The organism is Streptomyces sp. NPDC027672 (assembly GCF_055566335.1).
Map to the genome: position 1 here is coordinate 247652 of NZ_JBVHSO010000007.1, position 16902 is coordinate 264553.

At 74.0% G+C, this 16902-nt stretch carries 13 protein-coding genes; 9 read left to right on the plus strand and 4 right to left on the minus strand.

Annotated features, from left to right (window positions below; genetic code table 11):
* Positions 1-128: 128 nt before the first annotated feature.
* Both ACZ4SV_RS19175 and ACZ4SV_RS19180 read left to right on the plus strand, forming a co-directional pair.
* Positions 129-899: a methyltransferase gene (locus ACZ4SV_RS19175; RefSeq protein ID WP_468005649.1), complete on the plus strand. Its 771-nt coding sequence runs from the start codon at positions 129-131 to the stop codon at positions 897-899.
* Between the two features lie 308 nt (positions 900-1207).
* A complete protein-coding gene (locus tag ACZ4SV_RS19180) occupies positions 1208-1591 on the plus strand; it encodes a DUF3040 domain-containing protein (RefSeq protein ID WP_365883398.1) in 384 nt (127 codons plus the stop codon).
* Positions 1592-1717: 126 nt separating this feature from the next.
* Here the strand turns inward: ACZ4SV_RS19180 and ACZ4SV_RS19185 are convergent, their stop codons facing one another.
* From ACZ4SV_RS19185 to ACZ4SV_RS19200, 4 genes are all read right to left on the minus strand, one after another.
* Positions 1718-4105, minus strand: coding sequence for a transglutaminase TgpA family protein (locus ACZ4SV_RS19185; RefSeq protein WP_468005652.1), 2388 nt, complete (start codon positions 4103-4105; stop codon positions 1718-1720).
* Positions 4102-5460, minus strand: coding sequence for a DUF58 domain-containing protein (locus ACZ4SV_RS19190; RefSeq protein ID WP_397970468.1), 1359 nt, complete (start codon positions 5458-5460; stop codon positions 4102-4104). Before ACZ4SV_RS19190 ends, ACZ4SV_RS19185 begins: the two co-directional genes overlap by 4 nt.
* Positions 5460-6536 (minus strand): AAA family ATPase, encoded by a 1077-nt coding sequence (locus ACZ4SV_RS19195; RefSeq protein ID WP_468005655.1) that lies wholly within the window; start codon positions 6534-6536, stop codon positions 5460-5462. The genes ACZ4SV_RS19190 and ACZ4SV_RS19195 overlap by 1 nt, the downstream gene beginning before the upstream one ends.
* Before the next feature lie 250 nt (positions 6537-6786).
* Positions 6787-7398, minus strand: coding sequence for a beta-class carbonic anhydrase (locus tag ACZ4SV_RS19200; RefSeq protein ID WP_365882261.1), 612 nt, complete (start codon positions 7396-7398; stop codon positions 6787-6789).
* A gap of 290 nt (positions 7399-7688) precedes the next feature.
* Here ACZ4SV_RS19200 and rsmH point away from each other — a divergent pair, with 290 nt between their 5' ends.
* From rsmH to murD, 7 genes are all read left to right on the plus strand, one after another.
* Positions 7689-8645, plus strand: coding sequence for a 16S rRNA (cytosine(1402)-N(4))-methyltransferase RsmH (gene rsmH / locus ACZ4SV_RS19205; RefSeq protein ID WP_468005658.1), 957 nt, complete (start codon positions 7689-7691; stop codon positions 8643-8645).
* Positions 8646-8757: 112 nt separating this feature from the next.
* Positions 8758-9318: a cell division protein FtsL gene (ftsL, locus tag ACZ4SV_RS19210; RefSeq protein ID WP_468005660.1), complete on the plus strand. Its 561-nt coding sequence runs from the start codon at positions 8758-8760 to the stop codon at positions 9316-9318.
* A 5-nt stretch (positions 9319-9323) separates the two neighbouring features.
* Positions 9324-11288, plus strand: a complete 1965-nt coding sequence (locus tag ACZ4SV_RS19215; protein WP_468005662.1) for a peptidoglycan D,D-transpeptidase FtsI family protein — start codon at positions 9324-9326, stop codon at positions 11286-11288.
* Between the two features lie 44 nt (positions 11289-11332).
* Positions 11333-12988, plus strand: coding sequence for a UDP-N-acetylmuramoyl-L-alanyl-D-glutamate--2,6-diaminopimelate ligase (locus ACZ4SV_RS19220; protein WP_468005664.1), 1656 nt, complete (start codon positions 11333-11335; stop codon positions 12986-12988).
* A 4-nt stretch (positions 12989-12992) separates the two neighbouring features.
* Complete coding sequence (locus ACZ4SV_RS19225) at positions 12993-14399, plus strand: UDP-N-acetylmuramoyl-tripeptide--D-alanyl-D-alanine ligase (protein WP_365883062.1); 1407 nt, start codon at positions 12993-12995, stop codon at positions 14397-14399.
* Positions 14396-15469 (plus strand): phospho-N-acetylmuramoyl-pentapeptide-transferase, encoded by a 1074-nt coding sequence (gene mraY / locus ACZ4SV_RS19230; RefSeq protein ID WP_365883061.1) that lies wholly within the window; start codon positions 14396-14398, stop codon positions 15467-15469. The genes ACZ4SV_RS19225 and mraY overlap by 4 nt, the downstream gene beginning before the upstream one ends.
* Entirely contained in the window at positions 15451-16887 is a 1437-nt protein-coding gene (gene murD / locus ACZ4SV_RS19235; protein ID WP_468005667.1) for a UDP-N-acetylmuramoyl-L-alanine--D-glutamate ligase, read from the plus strand. Before mraY ends, murD begins: the two co-directional genes overlap by 19 nt.
* Positions 16888-16902 lie beyond the last annotated feature (15 nt).

The following is a 16902-nucleotide window of genomic DNA, read 5'->3' on the forward strand; positions in this document are numbered from 1 at the left end:
GCCGGCGCGCCCCGCGGCACACCCCGCCGGGCCGCGACGCGAGGAGCCGCCGCGGCATGGGAGGCAATCGGGAGGCAATAGGGTGGAGAGGCCTGAAATCCGCCCGCCCCGCCGAGGAGTCAACTGCCGTGTCGGACCCGTCGCGCCCCCGCGCCTCCCTGCGTACCGCCGTGGTCTGGGACGTCTTGCAGGACGCTCTCGACCGCCGGGTCAAGGCCACGGGCCGGGACTCGCTGGACGTCCTCGACACCGGGGGCGGCAGCGGCAACTTCGCCGTGCCCCTGGCCCGCCTCGGCCACCGCGTCACCGTGGTCGACCCCAGCCCCAACGCCCTGTTCGCGCTGGAGCGCCGCGTCACCGAGGCCGGCGTCGCCCAGCGGGTCACGGGCGTCCAGGGCGACGCGCACGGCCTGTTCGACGTGGCCGAACGCGGCGCGTACGACGCCGTCCTGTGCCACGGCGTCCTGGAGTACGTGGACGACCCGGCCGAGGGCGTCCGCAACGCGGTCGCGGCGCTGCGCCCCGAGGGCGTCCTCAGCCTGCTCGCCTCCGGGCTCGGCGGGGCCGTGCTCGCCCGCGCCCTGGCCGGCCACTTCACCGAGGCCCGGCAGGCGCTCCAGGACCCCGCGGGCCGCTGGGGCGCCGGCGACCCCATGCCCCGCCGGTTCACCCCCGAACAGCTCACCGCGCTGGTCGAGGGCGCCGGTCTGCGGGTCGGCGCGGTGCACGGCGTGCGGGTCTTCGCCGACCTGGTGCCCGGCGTCCTGGTGGACACCGAGCCCGGCGCCCTCGACGCGCTGCTGCGGCTGGAGGCCGCGGCGGCCGAACTGCCCGCCTTCCACTCCGTCGCCACCCAGCTCCACGTGCTCGGCGAGACACCGGGCGCCGCGGCGGTCTGAGCGCGCGGCCCCGCCGGCCCGGGGCCCGGGCCCACACCCCCGTGGAACAGCCGCTGATCAGGGCCTGGGCGGCGGATGGAGTACGCCACATGCCCCCCGATCGAGCGGTTTGCGCCGTATGATCGAGGTACACCGCCCGGCATGACGGGTCGGCTGCCGGGGAATGCAAGCCTCAGCGAGCCGGACGGCCATGACGGACTCCGGTTGGCCAGTAGGCGTAGAGGGGCGGGTTTCACGGGGGCGATTCCCTGCCTATCCTGAAGGGACCCCCCGGGTCGCCCCGGCGACTGCACGATGAGGAGGACTCCGTGCCGCTCTCGGAGCACGAGCAGCGCATGCTCGAGCAAATGGAGCGAGCGCTGTACGCCGAAGATCCCAAGTTCGCGTCGGCGCTTGAGGGAAACGGCCTGCGGACGTACACCCGTCGGCGGGTCTACCAGGCGGTCGCGGGTTTCCTCATCGGTATCGCGCTCCTCATGACCGGAATGGTCATGCAGCTCATCTGGGTCAGTGTGGTGGGCTTCCTCGTCATGCTGGGCTGCGCCGTGCTGGCCGTCACCGGCTGGCGCAAGACCCCCAAACCGGGTGAGCGCCCCCCGGCCGCCGTGCGCCGCCAGCCACGGCCGAAACGGACCGTGATGGACCGGATCGAGCAGCGCTGGCAGCGCCGCCGGGACGAACAGGGCCGCTGACCGGCGGCGCGCACCGGCCGGAGCGTCCCCGGACCGGACTCCCGCAGACCCAGACATCCGCAGACCAGACATCCGCCGAGGGGCGGCCACCATCCGGTGGCCGCCCCTCGGCGCTGCCGCTGCCGCTCAGCCCCGCTGACCGTCCGGCCGGCGCAGCGCCGGCCGGACCGCCGCGGCCCTGGCCCCGAGCGCCGACCAGCGGGCCGCCACCGCCCGCCACGCCCGCACCGACGAGCGGGGCAGGAACAGCGCCCGCAGTCGCGTCCCGGCGCCCGCCACGGCCCGCAGCCCCTCGATCACCCGGCGCACGTCCTCGGCCGCGCCCGCCGCCGGACGCGGCCGGGGCGCGTACAGGACCTGCTCCACCGCGTCCGCGACCCGGTGCACGGCGGCCCCGGCCGCCGGATCCAGAGCCCCGAGCCGGACGATCCGCGCGGCGGCCTTGCGCGGGGTCAGCGACTCGTCCGGCACGATGCCGTGGTCCCAGGCGCTGTCCGTCAGCTCCTGCCAGGCGGCCAGGGTGTGCGCGGCGGCGCCCTGCTCGGTCCGGGCGTGCCCGCCCAGCCGCCGCGCGCGCGTCCGCCGGCGCCACAGCAGCGGCGCCAGCGAAGCCGCCAGGACCAGCAGCGCGCCCAGCGCGGTCAGCGGCCACGCCCACCCCTGCGCACCGGCGCGGCCGTCGGGCGCGACCACCGCCGCCGACGGGCTGTCGCACGGCGTCGCCCCGTGCGGGCCGGAGGCGCAGCTCTCGCCCGGCGAGGCCGCCGCCGACGGCGCCGAGGACGCGCCCTTGGACGGCAGCACCTCGTCCGGCAGCGAACTGCCGGGCGTGTCCGACTGGGTGTACGACGGCGTGGTGCCCCGGGTCGGGGTCGGCTCGAAGCGGGTCCAGCCCACACCCTCGAAGTACAGCTCCGGCCAGGCGTGCGCGTCCCGCTGGCTCACCGCGACCGTGCCGTCGGCCTGCGGGGTGCCGGGCGCGAAGCCCACCGCGACCCGGGCCGGGATGCCGAGCGTGCGGGCCATCGCCGCCATCGCGAAGGAGAAGTGGACGCAGAAGCCCTGCTTCTTCTCCAGGAAGTTCGCGATGGCGCCCGGGCCGCGGCCGACCTCCACCCGGGTGTCGTACTGGAACCCGCCGGTCACCGCGAACCAGTCCTGCAGCTTGACGGCCTCCTCGTAGTGACTGCTGCTGCCGGCCGTGATCTCCCGCGCGGTGCGGGCCACCACCTCCGGCAGCGCGGAGGGCACCTTGGTGTACTCGGCGCGCAGGGCGGCCGGCGGCTGCGGCGCGGCGGCCAGCTGCCGCGCGGTCGGCTCCACGTCCAGGCTGGTCACCTCGTACGTCTCGCCGCGCGTGGTCTGCCCGTGGTCGCCGACGAGGGTCATCCCGACCGGCTCGTACCGCCACCGGCCGCCGGCCTTGACCTCGCTCGGCGGATAGGGCATCGGCAGCCAGTCCTGGGCGTAGGTGTCCGCCGCCGTGACCGTGGTGCGCACCGTGCCGCGCCGGACGTCCGGGCCCAGGCCGGCGGGCGTGGGCAGCCGGTCCGGCACGCCCACGACGTGCCGCTGGGCCGGCTTCCAGGTGGTGCCGTCGAACTCGTCCAGGGAGACGATCCGCAGATACAGGCCGGACAGGTCGCCGTCGCTGGTGCGCAGGGACAGCACCTGGCGGTCGTCGTCGGTGTTCAGGTTGTCGCGCAGCGACACCAGCGGGTTGACCGCCGAGATCGTGCCGCCGTCGCCGTTGCCCGCACCCACCCGGTCGCGGGCGGCGTCCAGCAGGCCGCCGTGCAGCGCGGGCAGGGCGAGCGGCACGACCAGGGCCACGCCGAGCGCCAGCACGCCGATCCGGCGGCCGGTGCGCACCGGCCCCAGGGCGCCGCCGGTCCCGGAGCCGCCGGGCGCGCGGGGCGCGCCGCCGAAGACCCGGCCCCACTGGGCGAACCGGTCCCGGCCCTCCGCGAGCAGCAGCATCAGATAGCCGGCCGCCGCCACCAGGAACCACAGCCAGTCGGCGCCGCCCTCGGACAGGCCCGCGGCCACCGAGTACAGCGCGAGCAGCGGCAGCCCGGCCGGGGCCGCGCTGCGGAACGTCACCGCGAGCGTGTCCACCAGCAGCCCGATCACCAGCACACCGCCGATCAGCATCAGCTTGATGCCGTCGGTGAGCGGCGCCGGTATCGCATAGCGGCCGATGTCGTCCCCGCCCTGCTGGAGCAGGTGCGCGAAGTGCCGGAAGGCCTCCGGGCCCGGGACCAGTCCGGCGATCGCCTGCCGCCGGGCGCACACCAGGGTCAGCAGCACCAGGGTGGCCAGGGCCTGCGCCAGCACGGTCGGCGCCCGGCCGAGCGGCACCCGCCGGGCCGCCGCGCCCACCCCGGCCTGCACGGCCACCAGCGGGACCAGTTGCAGCAGCCAGGTCGGCTCGCTGACCAGCGGCAGCAGCGCGCAGGAAGCCATCAGCGTGGCCGCCGCCGCGCACAGCGCCAGCCGTGCCCGTCCGCTCATCCCGGGACCTCCCCGCCCACCGGGGCCGTACCGGAGCGCTCCCGGTCGGCCTGCCGCCACAGATCGGCCGGCGCGGCGCCGCGCGGCACGCTCAGCGCCGTCCAGCCCGCCTCGCGCAGCAGCCGCAGCCGCCACGCGTGCCGGTCGCCCGCGCGGGGCACGTCGGTCGCCTCCCGCGTCCAGACGTCCGGGTCCAGCACGAAGGCGACGGCGCCGCCGCGCCCCCGCATCCCGGCGACCGTCATGGCCTGCTCCTCGTCCAGGTCGCCGAGGAAGGCGACCAGCAGTCCGCCGTGGCCGCCGCGCAGCGCGTCGTACGCCGCGGACAGGCCGGTGCCGTCGGAGTGGTCGATCACCGCGAGGGTGTCCAGCATCAGGGCGGCCGCGTCCGCCGTCTCCTGGCCGGTGCCCGCGAAGCCGTCGCCGCCCTCGCCGGGCACCGCGCTGCCGGTGTCGGTCAGCAGCCGCACCGAGAAGCCGCGCTCCAGCATGTGCACCAGCACCGAGGCGGCACCGGAGACGGCCCACTCGAAGGCCGAGTCCGGGCCCGCGCCCTCGTAGGCCCCGCCCCGGGTGTCCAGCAGCACGGTGCACCGGGAGCGCCGGGGCTGCTCCTCGCGGCGCACCATCAGCTCGCCGTGGCGGGCGGTGGAGCGCCAGTGCACCCGGCGCAGGTCGTCGCCGTGGCGGTAGCCGCGCGGGATCACGTCGTCCTCGCCGGCCAGGGCCGGCGAGCGCCGCCGTCCGTCGCCGTGTCCGCGGGCCGCGCCGCCGAAGCGGACCGGGGCCAGCGGCTCCACGCGCGGGATGACCGTCAGCGTGTCGTACGTCGAGAAGGAGCGGGTCAGCTCGCACATGCCGAAGGGGTCCGCCAGCCGTAGCTGGAGCGGACCCAGCGGATAGCGGCCGCGCAGGTCGGAGCGGACCCGGTAGGACACCTCGCGGCGGCCCTGCGGCTCCATCCGGTCCAGCACGAACCGGGGGCGCGGACCGAGGACGTAGGGCACCCGGTCCTGGAGCATCAGCAGACCGGTGGGCAGCCGGGAGACGTTGTCCATGCGCAGGTGCACCCGGGCCTCGTCGCCGGCCGGGACGCGGGCGGGGGCCAGCACACGGGTGGCGGTCACCCGGTAGCGCGTGCGGTACAGCACGGCCGCGCAGATCAGGGGCAGCACGGCGAGCAGCAGGCCGACCCGCAGCAGATCGCTCTGGCCCAGCACGAACGCGCAGACGGCGGCGGCGATCCCGGCCGCGAGGAAGGAGCGGCCCCGGGTGGTCAGACCCGCCAGGGCCGTGCGCACACCGCCCGCCTCGCCGCGGTCGGGCTCCGCCGGCCCGGTCCCCCCGAAGCTCATCACCGGATCCGCGGGGGCTGTTCGGGATAGGCCGGGACGGTCCGGCCGACGGCGCCGGGGCCGCCCTGCCGACCCGGGCCCGTGGGCACCGAGGTGTGCTGGAGGATCTCCAGCACCACCTGTTCGGCCGTACGGCGGCCGAGCTGGGCCTGGGCGGTGGGCAGCAGACGGTGGGCGAGGACGGGGACGGCCAGCGCCTGGACGTCGTCCGGCAGCGCGTAGTCCCGGCCGGCGAGGGCCGCGGACGCCTTGGCCGCGCGCAGCAGGTGCAGCGTGGCACGCGGGGAGGCGCCGAGTCTGAGGTCGGGGTGGACACGGGTGGCGGCGACCAGTTCGACCGCGTACCGCCGGACCGGCTCCGCGACGTGCACGCCGCGCACCGCCTCGATCAGCTTCACGATCTCGTGCGCGTGCGCCACCGGCCGGAGGTCCTCCAGCGGGCTGACGCCGCCGTGCACGTCGAGCATCCGCAACTCGGCCTCCACGCTCGGGTAACCGACGGAGACGCGGGCCATGAAGCGGTCGCGCTGGGCCTCGGGCAGCGGGTAGGTGCCCTCCATCTCCACCGGGTTCTGGGTGGCCACCACCATGAAGGGGCTGGGCAGTTCGTACGTCTGCCCGTCGATGGTGACCTGCCGTTCCTCCATGGACTCCAGCAGCGCCGACTGGGTCTTGGGCGAGGCGCGGTTGATCTCGTCGCCGATCACGATCTGCGCGAAGATGGCGCCCGGCTTGAACTCGAAGTCCCGGCGCTGCTGGTCCCAGATCGACACGCCCGTGATGTCCGAGGGCAGCAGGTCCGGGGTGAACTGGATGCGCCGCACCGAGCAGTCGATGGACCGCGCCAGCGCCTTGGCGAGCATCGTCTTGCCCACTCCGGGGACGTCCTCGATCAGCAGGTGGCCCTCGGCGAGCAGCACGGTCAGCGCGAGCCGTACGACCTCGGGCTTGCCCTCGATCACGCTCTCCACCGAGCCGCGCACCCGCTCCACCGTGGCGGTCAGGTCGTCCCCCGGGCTCCCGTACGGCCGGGCGGGGGCGTCCCCATGGCTAGCAGGATCGTCATAGGTGGTCACCCGGCCCTCCTCGGCCCATCCATTACGGGCCGACGCTCCGCTAGCGAAACCGGCCCACCCCGAAACACGGACGCCACGCGGGAAAAGTTCCGCGTGCCGCCCCACCCCGCATTCTTGCCGCCGTTACCGATTCGTGTCACTCGCCTGTGGACAACTGCCCACGCGGCGCCGGTCCTACGACTTTCCGGGGCCGCGTTCCCGGCCGGGGCGGCGGGACGCGCCCCGGTGCGGCCGGCCGGCCGGTGCCGGGTCAGGACGGGTCGATCTCGCGCAGCAGACCGGTGCGCACGTCGAACACGAAGCCCCGCACGTCGTCGGTGTGCGGCAGGAACGGCGAGGTGCGCACCCGCTGCATGGACTGGCGCACGTCCTGGTCGACGTCCTGGAAGGACTCCACCGCCCACGCCGGCCGCTGCCCGATCTCCCGCTCCAGCTCGGTGCGGAAGTCCTCGGTGAGGGCCTCCAGGCCGCAGCCCGTGTGGTGGATGAGCACGACGCTGCGGGTGCCCAGCTTGCGCTGGCTGATGGTCAGCGAGCGGATGACGTCATCGGTGACCACTCCGCCCGCGTTGCGGATGGTGTGGCAGTCGCCGAGCTGCAGACCGAGGGCCTGGTGCAGGTCGAGACGGGCGTCCATGCACGCGACGACGGCGACGCGCAGCACCGGCCGGGCGTCCATGCCGGGGTCCTCGAACGCCTCGGCGTAGTGGTGGTTGGCCGTCACCAGACGGTCGGTCACGGTGCCGTCCGCGGGTATGGCGCCTTCGGGCCCGGCGGGAACTGCAGCGGAAGTCGTCATGCCGACGACGGTACTGGTCACGTCACCTTCCGGCCTGCCGTGAGAGGGGACAAAGAACGTCATCGCGGCTTGGTGTGAGCTAACCCACAGGGAGGGCGCGGCACGGCCGAACGGGTGGAACGGCGCGCGACGGGGTTCCCGCCGCGCCCCGGTGCGCGACGCGCAGGCCGGTTGATTGACCCGGGGACGGCGTGGACTAAAGTGACGCGAAAGCGGGAGACGAGTCTCTCCCCGCTGGTGAGACCCCCGGAGACCCCGGCGCACACCCGGATTCGTCTCCCCGCGCGCGCGGCGCGTACGTACGGCTCGGGGGACCGACGGTGCGTACGGCCCGCCGGAACTGAGAGGCCCCCTTGAGCCAGAGTCGACACGTCCCGGTGATGCTCCAGCGGTGCCTGGACCTGCTGGCACCCGCCCTGGAGCGGCCCGGAGCGGTGGTCGTCGACTGCACCCTCGGCCTCGGCGGGCACAGCGAGGCGCTGCTCACCCGGTTCCCCGGCGTCCGGCTGGTCGGCCTCGACCGGGACACGGAGGCGCTGCGCCTGTCCGGCGAGCGGCTGGCTCCGTTCGGCGACCGCGCCACCCTCGTGCACGCGGTCTACGACGAGCTGCCCGGCGTACTCGACCGGCTCGGCATCGCGCGCGTGCAAGGCGTCCTGTTCGACCTCGGGGTCTCCTCCATGCAGCTCGACGAGGCCGGCCGCGGCTTCGCCTACGCGCAGGACGCGCCCCTGGACATGCGCATGGACCAGACCACCGGCGTCAGCGCCGCCGAGGTCCTCAACACCTACCCGCCCGGCGAACTCGTGCGCATCCTGCGCGCGTACGGCGAGGAGAAGCAGGCCAAGCGGATCGTCGCCGCGGTCGTCCGGGAACGGGAGAAGGAGCCGTTCAGCACCAGTGCGCGGCTGGTGGAACTGATCCGGGAGGCCCTGCCGCAGGCCGCCAAGCGCACCGGCGGCAACCCGGCCAAGCGCACCTTCCAGGCGCTGCGCATCGAGGTCAACGGCGAACTGTCCGTGCTGGAGCGGGCGGTGCCGGCCGCCGTGAAGGCCCTGGACGTGGGCGGGCGCATCGCCGTGCTGTCGTACCACTCGCTCGAGGACCGGCTCGTCAAGCAGGTGTTCGCGGCCGGCGCCGCGAACACCGCGCCGCCCGGACTGCCGGTCGTGCCCGAGCGGTACCAGCCGCGGCTCAAGCTGCTCACCCGTGGTGCCGAACTTCCCACCGAGGAAGAGATCGCCGACAACCGCCGGGCCGCACCGGCCAGACTGCGGGGTGCCGAGCGCATCAGGGAGGACGTCGAGTGAGCGAGACGGGTCGGAGGGTCTCCTCCGCGCAGCCCGGGGTCCGGCCGGCGGGCCCCCTCGCGTACCCGAAGGCGCGCCCGGCCGGCGGCGGCCCCCACGCGGCGGGGGAGCGGTGAGCAGGAAACCCGAGCTGAAGGGGAGGGCCGCGCGGCTCGCCCGGCTCCTCCCGGCCGGCCGCGCCCGGGCGGCCCGCACCCCGTTCGTCCTCCTCGTCGTCCTCCTCCTCGGCGGCGGCCTCATCGGGCTGCTGGTGCTGAACTCCGCGCTCAGCGAGGGCTCCTTCCGGCTCGACGACCTGCAGAAGCGGACGAAGAGCCTCACCGACGAGGAGCAGGCCCTCCAGCGGGACATCGACGCCTACTCGTCCCCCGACGCCCTCCAGCGGCGCGCCCGCGAACTCGGCATGGTCCCCGGCGGCGACCCCGCCTTCCTCGGCCCCGACGGCACCGTCAAGGGCGTACCGAGCGCCGCACCCGGGACCGCCGCCGGGACCGCGGCCCTCTCCGGCCCGGCCGCCCCCGAGGCCCTGATCCCGGCCGTCGCGCCGGATCCCGCCGCCCCGGACCCCGCGGCCGCGCCCACCGTCCCGCCGGCCCAGCCGCCGGGCGCTCCCGCGGCCTCCGCGCCGCCCGCCGCCCCCCAGACCGTGCCCACCCCGACCCCCGGCAGGTGACGGAAGTGTCCGACAGGCAACCGCCGCGCCGCCGGGTGCCCGGGCCGGCCAGGCCCCCGCGGCCGCGCAGCGCCGTCCGGCGGCAGCCCGGACCCGGCGCCCGGCCGGCCCGCCGTCCCGGCGGGTCCCGGCCCATGCCCGCGCGCCCGCTGCGGCTCGGCAGCCCCCGGCCCCGGCTGCGCCTGGTCGGCCTCGCGCTGACCCTGGTGCTGCTCGTCTTCGTCGTACGGCTGCTCCAGGTCCAGGCGGTCGACGCGAGCGCCTACGCGGCGCGGGCCGAGCAGAACCGGTACGTGGTGCACACCCTGGCCGCCGAGCGCGGCGAGATCACCGACCGCAACGGCGTCGCCCTCGCCGTCAGCGAGGACGCCTACGACATCACGGCCGACCCGACCATGTTCAGCGCCCGGCAGCTGAAGATCGGCGACGGTCCGGAGCGGGCCGCCGCGCTGCTCGCCCCGATCCTCGGCCAGGACCAGGCCACGCTCGCCGGCAAGCTGCGGCCCGCGAACAAGGACGCCCGCTACACCCGGCTCGCCACCCGGCAGACCCCGCAGGTCTGGAAGCAGATCAGGGACCTGAAGACCGCGCTCGCCAACAAGGCCGGCACCGACCACACCACCGTCAACGTGCTGGCCGGCGTCTTCGCCGACCCCAGCAGCCAGCGCGTGTACCCCAACGGCGACCTGGCCGCCGGGATACTGGGCTGGGTCAACGCCGACGGCAAGGGCGGCGGCGGCGTCGAGCAGCAGCTGGACAAGCGGCTCTCCGGCAAGGACGGCAAGGTCCGCTATGCCCAGGCCGGCGGGCGCGAGGTGCCCACGGTGGGCTCCGCCGAGACCCCCGCGGTGCCCGGCGCCGACGTCGAGCTGACCCTCGACCGGGACATCCAGTGGGCCGCGCAGAGCGCCATCAGCGAGCAGGTGCGCAAGTCCGGGGCGGACCGCGGCTACGTCATCGTCCAGGACACCCGCACCGGCCAGATCCTGGCCATGGCCAACGCGCCCGGCTTCGACCCGAACGACCTGGCCAAGGCCGACGGCGACGCGATGGGCAACGCGGCCCTCCAGGACGCCTACGAGCCCGGCTCCACCGCCAAGGTGATGTCGATGGCGGCCGTGCTGGAGCGGAACGCGGCGACCCCGCTCACCCACGTCGTCATCCCCAACCGGCTGCACCGCGGCGACCGGCTCTTCCAGGACGACGTCGACCACGGCACCTGGTACCTCACGCTCAACGGCGTGCTCGCCAAGTCCAGCAACATCGGCACCATCCTGGCCACCGGCGAACTCGCCAAGAGCCAGCCCGAGGCCAACAAGGTCCTCTACTCCTACCTGCGCAAGTTCGGCATCGGGAGCTACACCGGACTCGGCTTCCCCGGCGAGACGCCCGGCATCCTCGCGCCGCCGCAGAAGTGGTCCACCTCGCAGCAGTACACGATCCCTTTCGGCCAGGGGTTCTCCATCAACGCGATGCAGGCCGCCTCCGTGTACTCCACCATCGCCAACGGCGGGGTCCGCGTCGAGCCCTCCCTGGTGCGCGGCACCAAGGGCGCCGACGGGCGGTTCACACCGGCGCCGAAGCCCAAGCAGACCCGGGTGGTCAGCGCCAGGACGGCCAAGAGCCTCGCCCAGATGCTGGAGTCCGTCGTGGACGACGAGCAGGGCACCGGCATCAAGGCCCGCATCCCCGGGTACCGGGTGGCGGGCAAGACCGGCACGGCCAACCGTGTGGATCCGGCCACCGGCCGCTACCGCGGCTACACCTCGTCGTTCGCCGGTTTCGCGCCCGCCGACAACCCGCGGATCACCGTCTACTGCGCCATCCAGAACGCCACGTCGGGCGACTACTTCGGCGGCCAGATCTGCGGCCCCATCTACAAGCAGGTGATGGAGTTCGCCCTCAAGACCCTCCAGGTCCCGCCGACCGGGGCGAAGCCCGCCAGCCTGCCCGTCGAGTACAAGCCCTGATCAGCACCCCCACTGGTCAGCACGGAAACACCAGGAACGAGCCCGTGACAACGATCACCCCCGACCCCGGGAACCACAGGGACGACAGCCCCTCGCTTCGCTCCGGAGCCGGTACGCCCGGTACGCTCACCGCCGTGCCACACGCTGATCAGTCCCAAACCACCCAGAAGGGCGCTTCCGTGACGTATCCGGGACCGCCGCGACCGGTTCAGGTCTCCGCCACCCCCCTCGCGGAACTGGCCGATCAGCTGGGTGCCGCCGCTCCGGACGCCGCCGCCGAGGTCACGGGCATCACCCACGACTCGCGTGCCGTCCGCCCCGGCGACCTGTACGCCGCCCTGCCGGGCGCCCGGCTGCACGGCGCCGACTTCGCCCCCCAGGCCGCCGGCCTCGGCGCGGTCGCCGTGCTCACCGACCCGAGCGGCGCCGAGCGCGCCGCCGCCACCGGTCTGCCGGTGCTGGTCGTCGACGACCCGCGCGCCCGGATGGGCGAACTCGCTGCCACCCTGTACGGCCGGCCCGGCCGCGACCTGCTCCAGATCGGCATCACCGGCACCTCCGGCAAGACCACCACCGCCTACCTGGTGGAGGGCGGCCTGCGGACCGCCCGCGCCACCGGGCTCATCGGCACCGTCGAGACGCGCATCGGCGACGAGCGGATCAAGTCCGAGCGCACCACCCCCGAGGCCACCGACCTCCAGGCCCTGTTCGCCGTCATGCGCGAACGCGGGGTCGAGGCGGTCGCCATGGAGGTCTCCAGCCACGCCCTGGTCCTCGGCCGGGTCGACGGCTGCGTCTTCGACATCGCCGTGTTCACCAACCTCAGCCCGGAGCACATGGAGTTCCACTCCGACATGGAGGACTACTTCCGGGCCAAGGCGCAGTTGTTCACGCCCTGGCGCAGCCGGCTCGGTGTGGTCAACGCCGACGACGAGTACGGCCGCCGGCTCGCCCGGGAGGCGACCGTCCCCGTCGTCACCTACTCCGCCGAGGGCCACCCCGACGCCGACTGGCGCGCCCAGGACGTCCAGGTCGGCCCGATGGACTCGACCTTCACCGTGCTCGGCCCGGACGGCCTGCGCGTCCACGCCAGGTCGCCGATCGCCGGCCCGTTCAACGTGGCCAACACCCTCGCCGCCATCGTCGCCCTCGCCGTCGCCGGTCTCGACCCGCAGGCCGCCGCCGACGGCATCGCCGCCGTACCCGGCGTCCCGGGCCGCCTGGAGCGCGTCGACGCCGGGCAGCCCTACCTCGCCGTCGTCGACTACGCGCACAAGACGGACGCGGTCGAGTCGGTGCTCAGGGCGCTGCGCAAGGTCACCAAGGGCCGGCTGCACATCGTCCTCGGCTGCGGCGGCGACCGCGACCGGACCAAGCGCGCCCCGATGGGCGCCGCCGCGGCCCGGCTCGCCGACACGGCCGTACTGACCTCCGACAACCCCCGTTCCGAGGACCCGCTCGCGATCCTTGCGACCATGCTCCAGGGCGCCGCCTCGGTGCCCGCGCACGAGCGCGGCGAGGTGCTCCTCTTCGAGGACCGGGCCGCCGCCGTCGCCGCCGCCGTGGGCCGCGCCCAGGCCGGCGACACGGTGCTGGTCGCGGGCAAGGGCCACGAGCAGGGCCAGGACATCGCCGGCGTGATCCGTCCCTTCGACGACCGCCAGGTGCTTCGCGAAGCTATCCAGAAGACCCAGGGATGAACTTGTGATCGCCCTCTCCCTCGCCGAGATCGCAGCAGTCGTCGGCGGGCAGACGCACGACATACCGGATCCGTCCGCACAGGTCACGGGACCGGTCGTCCGGGACTCCCGGGAGGTGGTGCCCGGCAGCCTGTTCGCCGCCTTCGTCGGCGAGCGCGTGGACGGCCACGACTACGCGCAGCGGGTCGTCGAGGCCGGCGCGGTCGCCGTGCTGGCGTCCCGGCCGGTCGGCGTCCCCGCCGTCGTGGTGGACGACGTCCAGGCCGCCCTCGGCGCCCTCGCCCGGCATGTCGTGGCCCGGCTCGGCGCGACCCTCGTCGCGCTGACCGGCTCGGCCGGCAAGACCAGCACCAAGGACCTGATCGCCCAGGTGCTCGGACGCAAGGCGCCGACCGTGTTCACGCCCGGCTCGCTGAACAACGAGATCGGGCTGCCGCTGACCGCCCTGACCGCCACCGAGGAGACCAGGTTCCTCGTGCTGGAGATGGGCGCCCGCGGCATCGGGCACATCCGCTACCTCGCCGGCCTGACCCCGCCGAAGATCGGCCTGGTGCTCAACGTCGGCACCGCGCACATCGGCGAGTTCGGCGGCCGTGAGCAGATCGCCCAGGCCAAGGGCGAACTCGTGGAGGCGCTGCCCGCGGACGGGACCGCCGTCCTCAACGCCGACGACCCGCTGGTGCGGGCCATGGCCTCCCGTACCCAGGCGAAGGTGGTGCTTTTCGGAGAGTCGGCCGAAGCGGACGTACGCGCCGAGAACGTGCGACTCACGGACAGCGGACAGCCCGCCTTCAGGCTTCACACACCCTCCGGTGCAAGCGATGTGACGATGCGCCTGTACGGTGAGCACCACGTGTCGAACGCGCTCGCCGCGGCCGCCGTCGCCCATGAGCTGGGCATGTCCGCAGCGGAGATCGCCCTCGCGCTCTCCGAGGCGGGCTCCCTCTCCCGCTGGCGCATGGAGGTCACCGAGCGCCCGGACGGCGTGACCATCGTCAACGACGCCTACAACGCCAACCCCGAGTCCATGCGGGCCGCCCTCCGGGCGCTCGCGGCCATGGGCAGGGGGCGCCGCACGTGGGCGGTGCTCGGCAAGATGGCCGAGCTGGGGGACGAGGCGCTCGCCGAGCACGACGCCGTCGGACGGCTCGCCGTCCGGCTCAACGTCAGCAAGCTCGTCGCCGTCGGGGGGATTGAGGCCTCCTGGCTGCAATTGGGCGCATATAACGAGGGTTCGTGGGGTGAGGAGTCGGTGCACGTGTCCGACGCACAGGCGGCGATCGACCTGTTGCGCAGCGAGTTGCGCCCGGGGGACGTCGTGCTCGTGAAGGCGTCCCGTTCGGTGGGGCTGGAGAGCGTCGCCCAGGCGCTCGTCGAGGCCGGTGCCGGGCGTGGGGTTGATGCCCGATGATGAAGCAGATCCTCTTCTCGGGCGTCATCGGCCTCTTCCTGACGCTGATCGGCACGCCGCTGCTGATCAAGCTGCTGGCCCGCAAGGGCTACGGCCAGTACATCCGTGACGACGGCCCCCGGGAACACGCCAGCAAGCGCGGTACGCCGACGATGGGCGGCATCGCCTTCATCCTGGCCACGATCGTCGCCTACTTCCTGTCCAAGGTGATCACCGGCCAGCCGCCGACCTACTCGGGTCTGCTGGTGCTGGGCCTGATGTTCGGCATGGGCCTGGTCGGCTTCCTGGACGACTACATCAAGATCGTCAAGCGCCGGTCGCTGGGTCTGCGGGCCAAGGCGAAGATGGCCGGCCAGCTGATCGTCGGCATCGCCTTCGCGGTGCTCTCGCTCCAGTTCGCCGACGCGCGCGGCAACACCCCGGCGTCCACGAAGCTGTCGTTCATCACCGACTTCGGCTGGTCGATCGGCCCGGTGCTGTTCGTGGTCTGGGCGCTGTTCATGATCCTCGCGATGTCGAACGGCGTGAACCTGACCGACGGTCTGGACGGCCTCGCCACCGGTGCCTCGGTCCTCGTCTTCGGCGCCTACACCTTCATCGGCGTCTGGCAGTTCCAGGAGTCCTGCGCCAACGCGCAGACCCTGACCAACCCGGGCGCCTGCTACGAGGTGCGCGACCCGCTGGACCTCGCCGTGGTCGCCTCCGCGCTGATGGGCGCCTGCCTCGGCTTCCTGTGGTGGAACACCTCGCCGGCGAAGATCTTCATGGGCGACACCGGTTCGCTGGCGCTCGGCGGTGTCCTCACGGGTCTGGCCATCCTCTCCCGCACGGAGCTGCTGGTGGCCATCATGGGCGGCCTGTTCGTCCTCATCACCATGTCGGTCGTCATCCAGGTCGGCTCCTTCCGGCTCACCGGCAAGCGCGTCTTCCGGATGGCGCCACTGCAGCACCACTTCGAACTCAAGGGCTGGTCCGAGGTCCTGGTGGTGGTCCGGTTCTGGATCATCCAAGGCATCTGTGTGATCGTCGGACTGGGCCTCTTCTATGCGGGATGGGCAGCGGACAAGTGACCTCCACCTCGGGGCTCTTCGACTTCCAGGGCACGCACGTCACCGTCGCCGGGCTCGGCGTCTCCGGTGTCCCGGCGGCCAGAGCGCTGCACGCGCGCGGAGCGGTCGTCACGGTCGTCAACGACGGCGACGACGCACGCGCGCGGGAGCAGGCCGCGGACCTGACGGCGCTCGGTGTCACCGTGCGCCTCGGCGACGGGGCGACCCTGCCGGAGGGCACCGAGCTGATCGTCACCGCGCCCGGCTGGCAGCCGGACAAGCCGCTGTTCCTGGCGGCCCGCGAGGCGGGCGTGCCCGTCTGGGGCGACGTCGAGCTGGCCTGGCGGCTGCGCGGGCCGGACGCGGCCCCCTGGCTGGCCGTGACGGGCACCAACGGCAAGACCACCACCGTCCAGATGCTCGCCTCCATCCTGAAGGCGGCGGGCCTGCGCACGGCCGCCGTCGGCAACATCGGCGTCTCGCTGCTGGACGCGGTCCTCGGCGAGGAGGAGTACGACGTCCTCGCCGTGGAGCTCTCCAGCTACCAGCTCCACTGGGCGCCGTCCCTGCGCGCCCACTCGGCCGCGGTCCTCAACCTCGCGCCGGACCACCTGGACTGGCACGGCTCCATGGAGGCGTACGCGCGCGACAAGGGCCGTATCTACGAGGGCAACAAGGTCGCCTGCGTCTACAACGTCGCGGACCCGGCCACCGAGGGCCTGGTGCGCGCGGCCGACGTCGAAGAGGGCTGCCGGGCCGTCGGGTTCACCCTCGGCACCCCGGGCCCGTCCCAACTCGGCGTCGTGGACGGCATCCTGGTCGACCGCGCCTTCGTCGAGAACCGGCAGAAGAACGCGCAGGAACTGGCCGAGGTCTCCGACGTCCGGCCGCCGGCCCCGCACAACATCGCCAACGCCCTGGCGGCGGCGGCCCTCGCCCGCGCCTTCGGGGTGCCCGCCGGCGCGGTACGGGACGGGCTGCGGGCCTTCCGGCCGGACGCCCACCGCATCGCGCACGTGGCCGACGTCGACGGCGTCGCGTACGTGGACGACTCCAAGGCCACCAACACCCACGCCGCGGAAGCCTCGTTGGCGGCATATGAGCAGATCGTATGGATCGCGGGCGGGCTGGCGAAGGGCGCCACCTTCGACGAACTGGTCGCCAAGTCGGCGAAGCGGCTGCGGGGCGTGGTCCTGATCGGTGCCGATCGGGCCCTGATCCGCGAGGCCCTGGCGCGACACGCCGCGGAAGTACCCGTGGTCGACCTCGACCGGACCGACACTGGGGCGATGCTCCAGGCGGTGACGGAGGCCGGGCGCCTGGCCCGGCCCGGCGACACGGTGCTGCTGGCCCCGGCCTGCGCCTCCATGGACATGTTCACCAACTACAACCAGCGCGGCGACGCGTTCGCGGCGGCGGTCCGCGAACTCGGCGCCTGACCCCGGCCGCCTGCC

Excerpts from the sequence above, each read along its gene's own strand:
- ACZ4SV_RS19185 (WP_468005652.1), bottom strand. The coding sequence starts at position 4,105 with ATGAGCGGACGGGCACGGCTGGCGCTGTGCGCGGCGGCGGCCACGCTG.
- ACZ4SV_RS19190 (WP_397970468.1), bottom strand. The coding sequence starts at position 5,460 with ATGAGCTTCGGGGGGACCGGGCCGGCGGAGCCCGACCGCGGCGAGGCG.
- ACZ4SV_RS19200 (WP_365882261.1), bottom strand. The coding sequence starts at position 7,398 with ATGACGTTCTTTGTCCCCTCTCACGGCAGGCCGGAAGGTGACGTGACC.
- mraY (WP_365883061.1), top strand. The coding sequence starts at position 14,396 with ATGATGAAGCAGATCCTCTTCTCGGGCGTCATCGGCCTCTTCCTGACG.
- murD (WP_468005667.1), top strand. The coding sequence starts at position 15,451 with ATGGGCAGCGGACAAGTGACCTCCACCTCGGGGCTCTTCGACTTCCAG.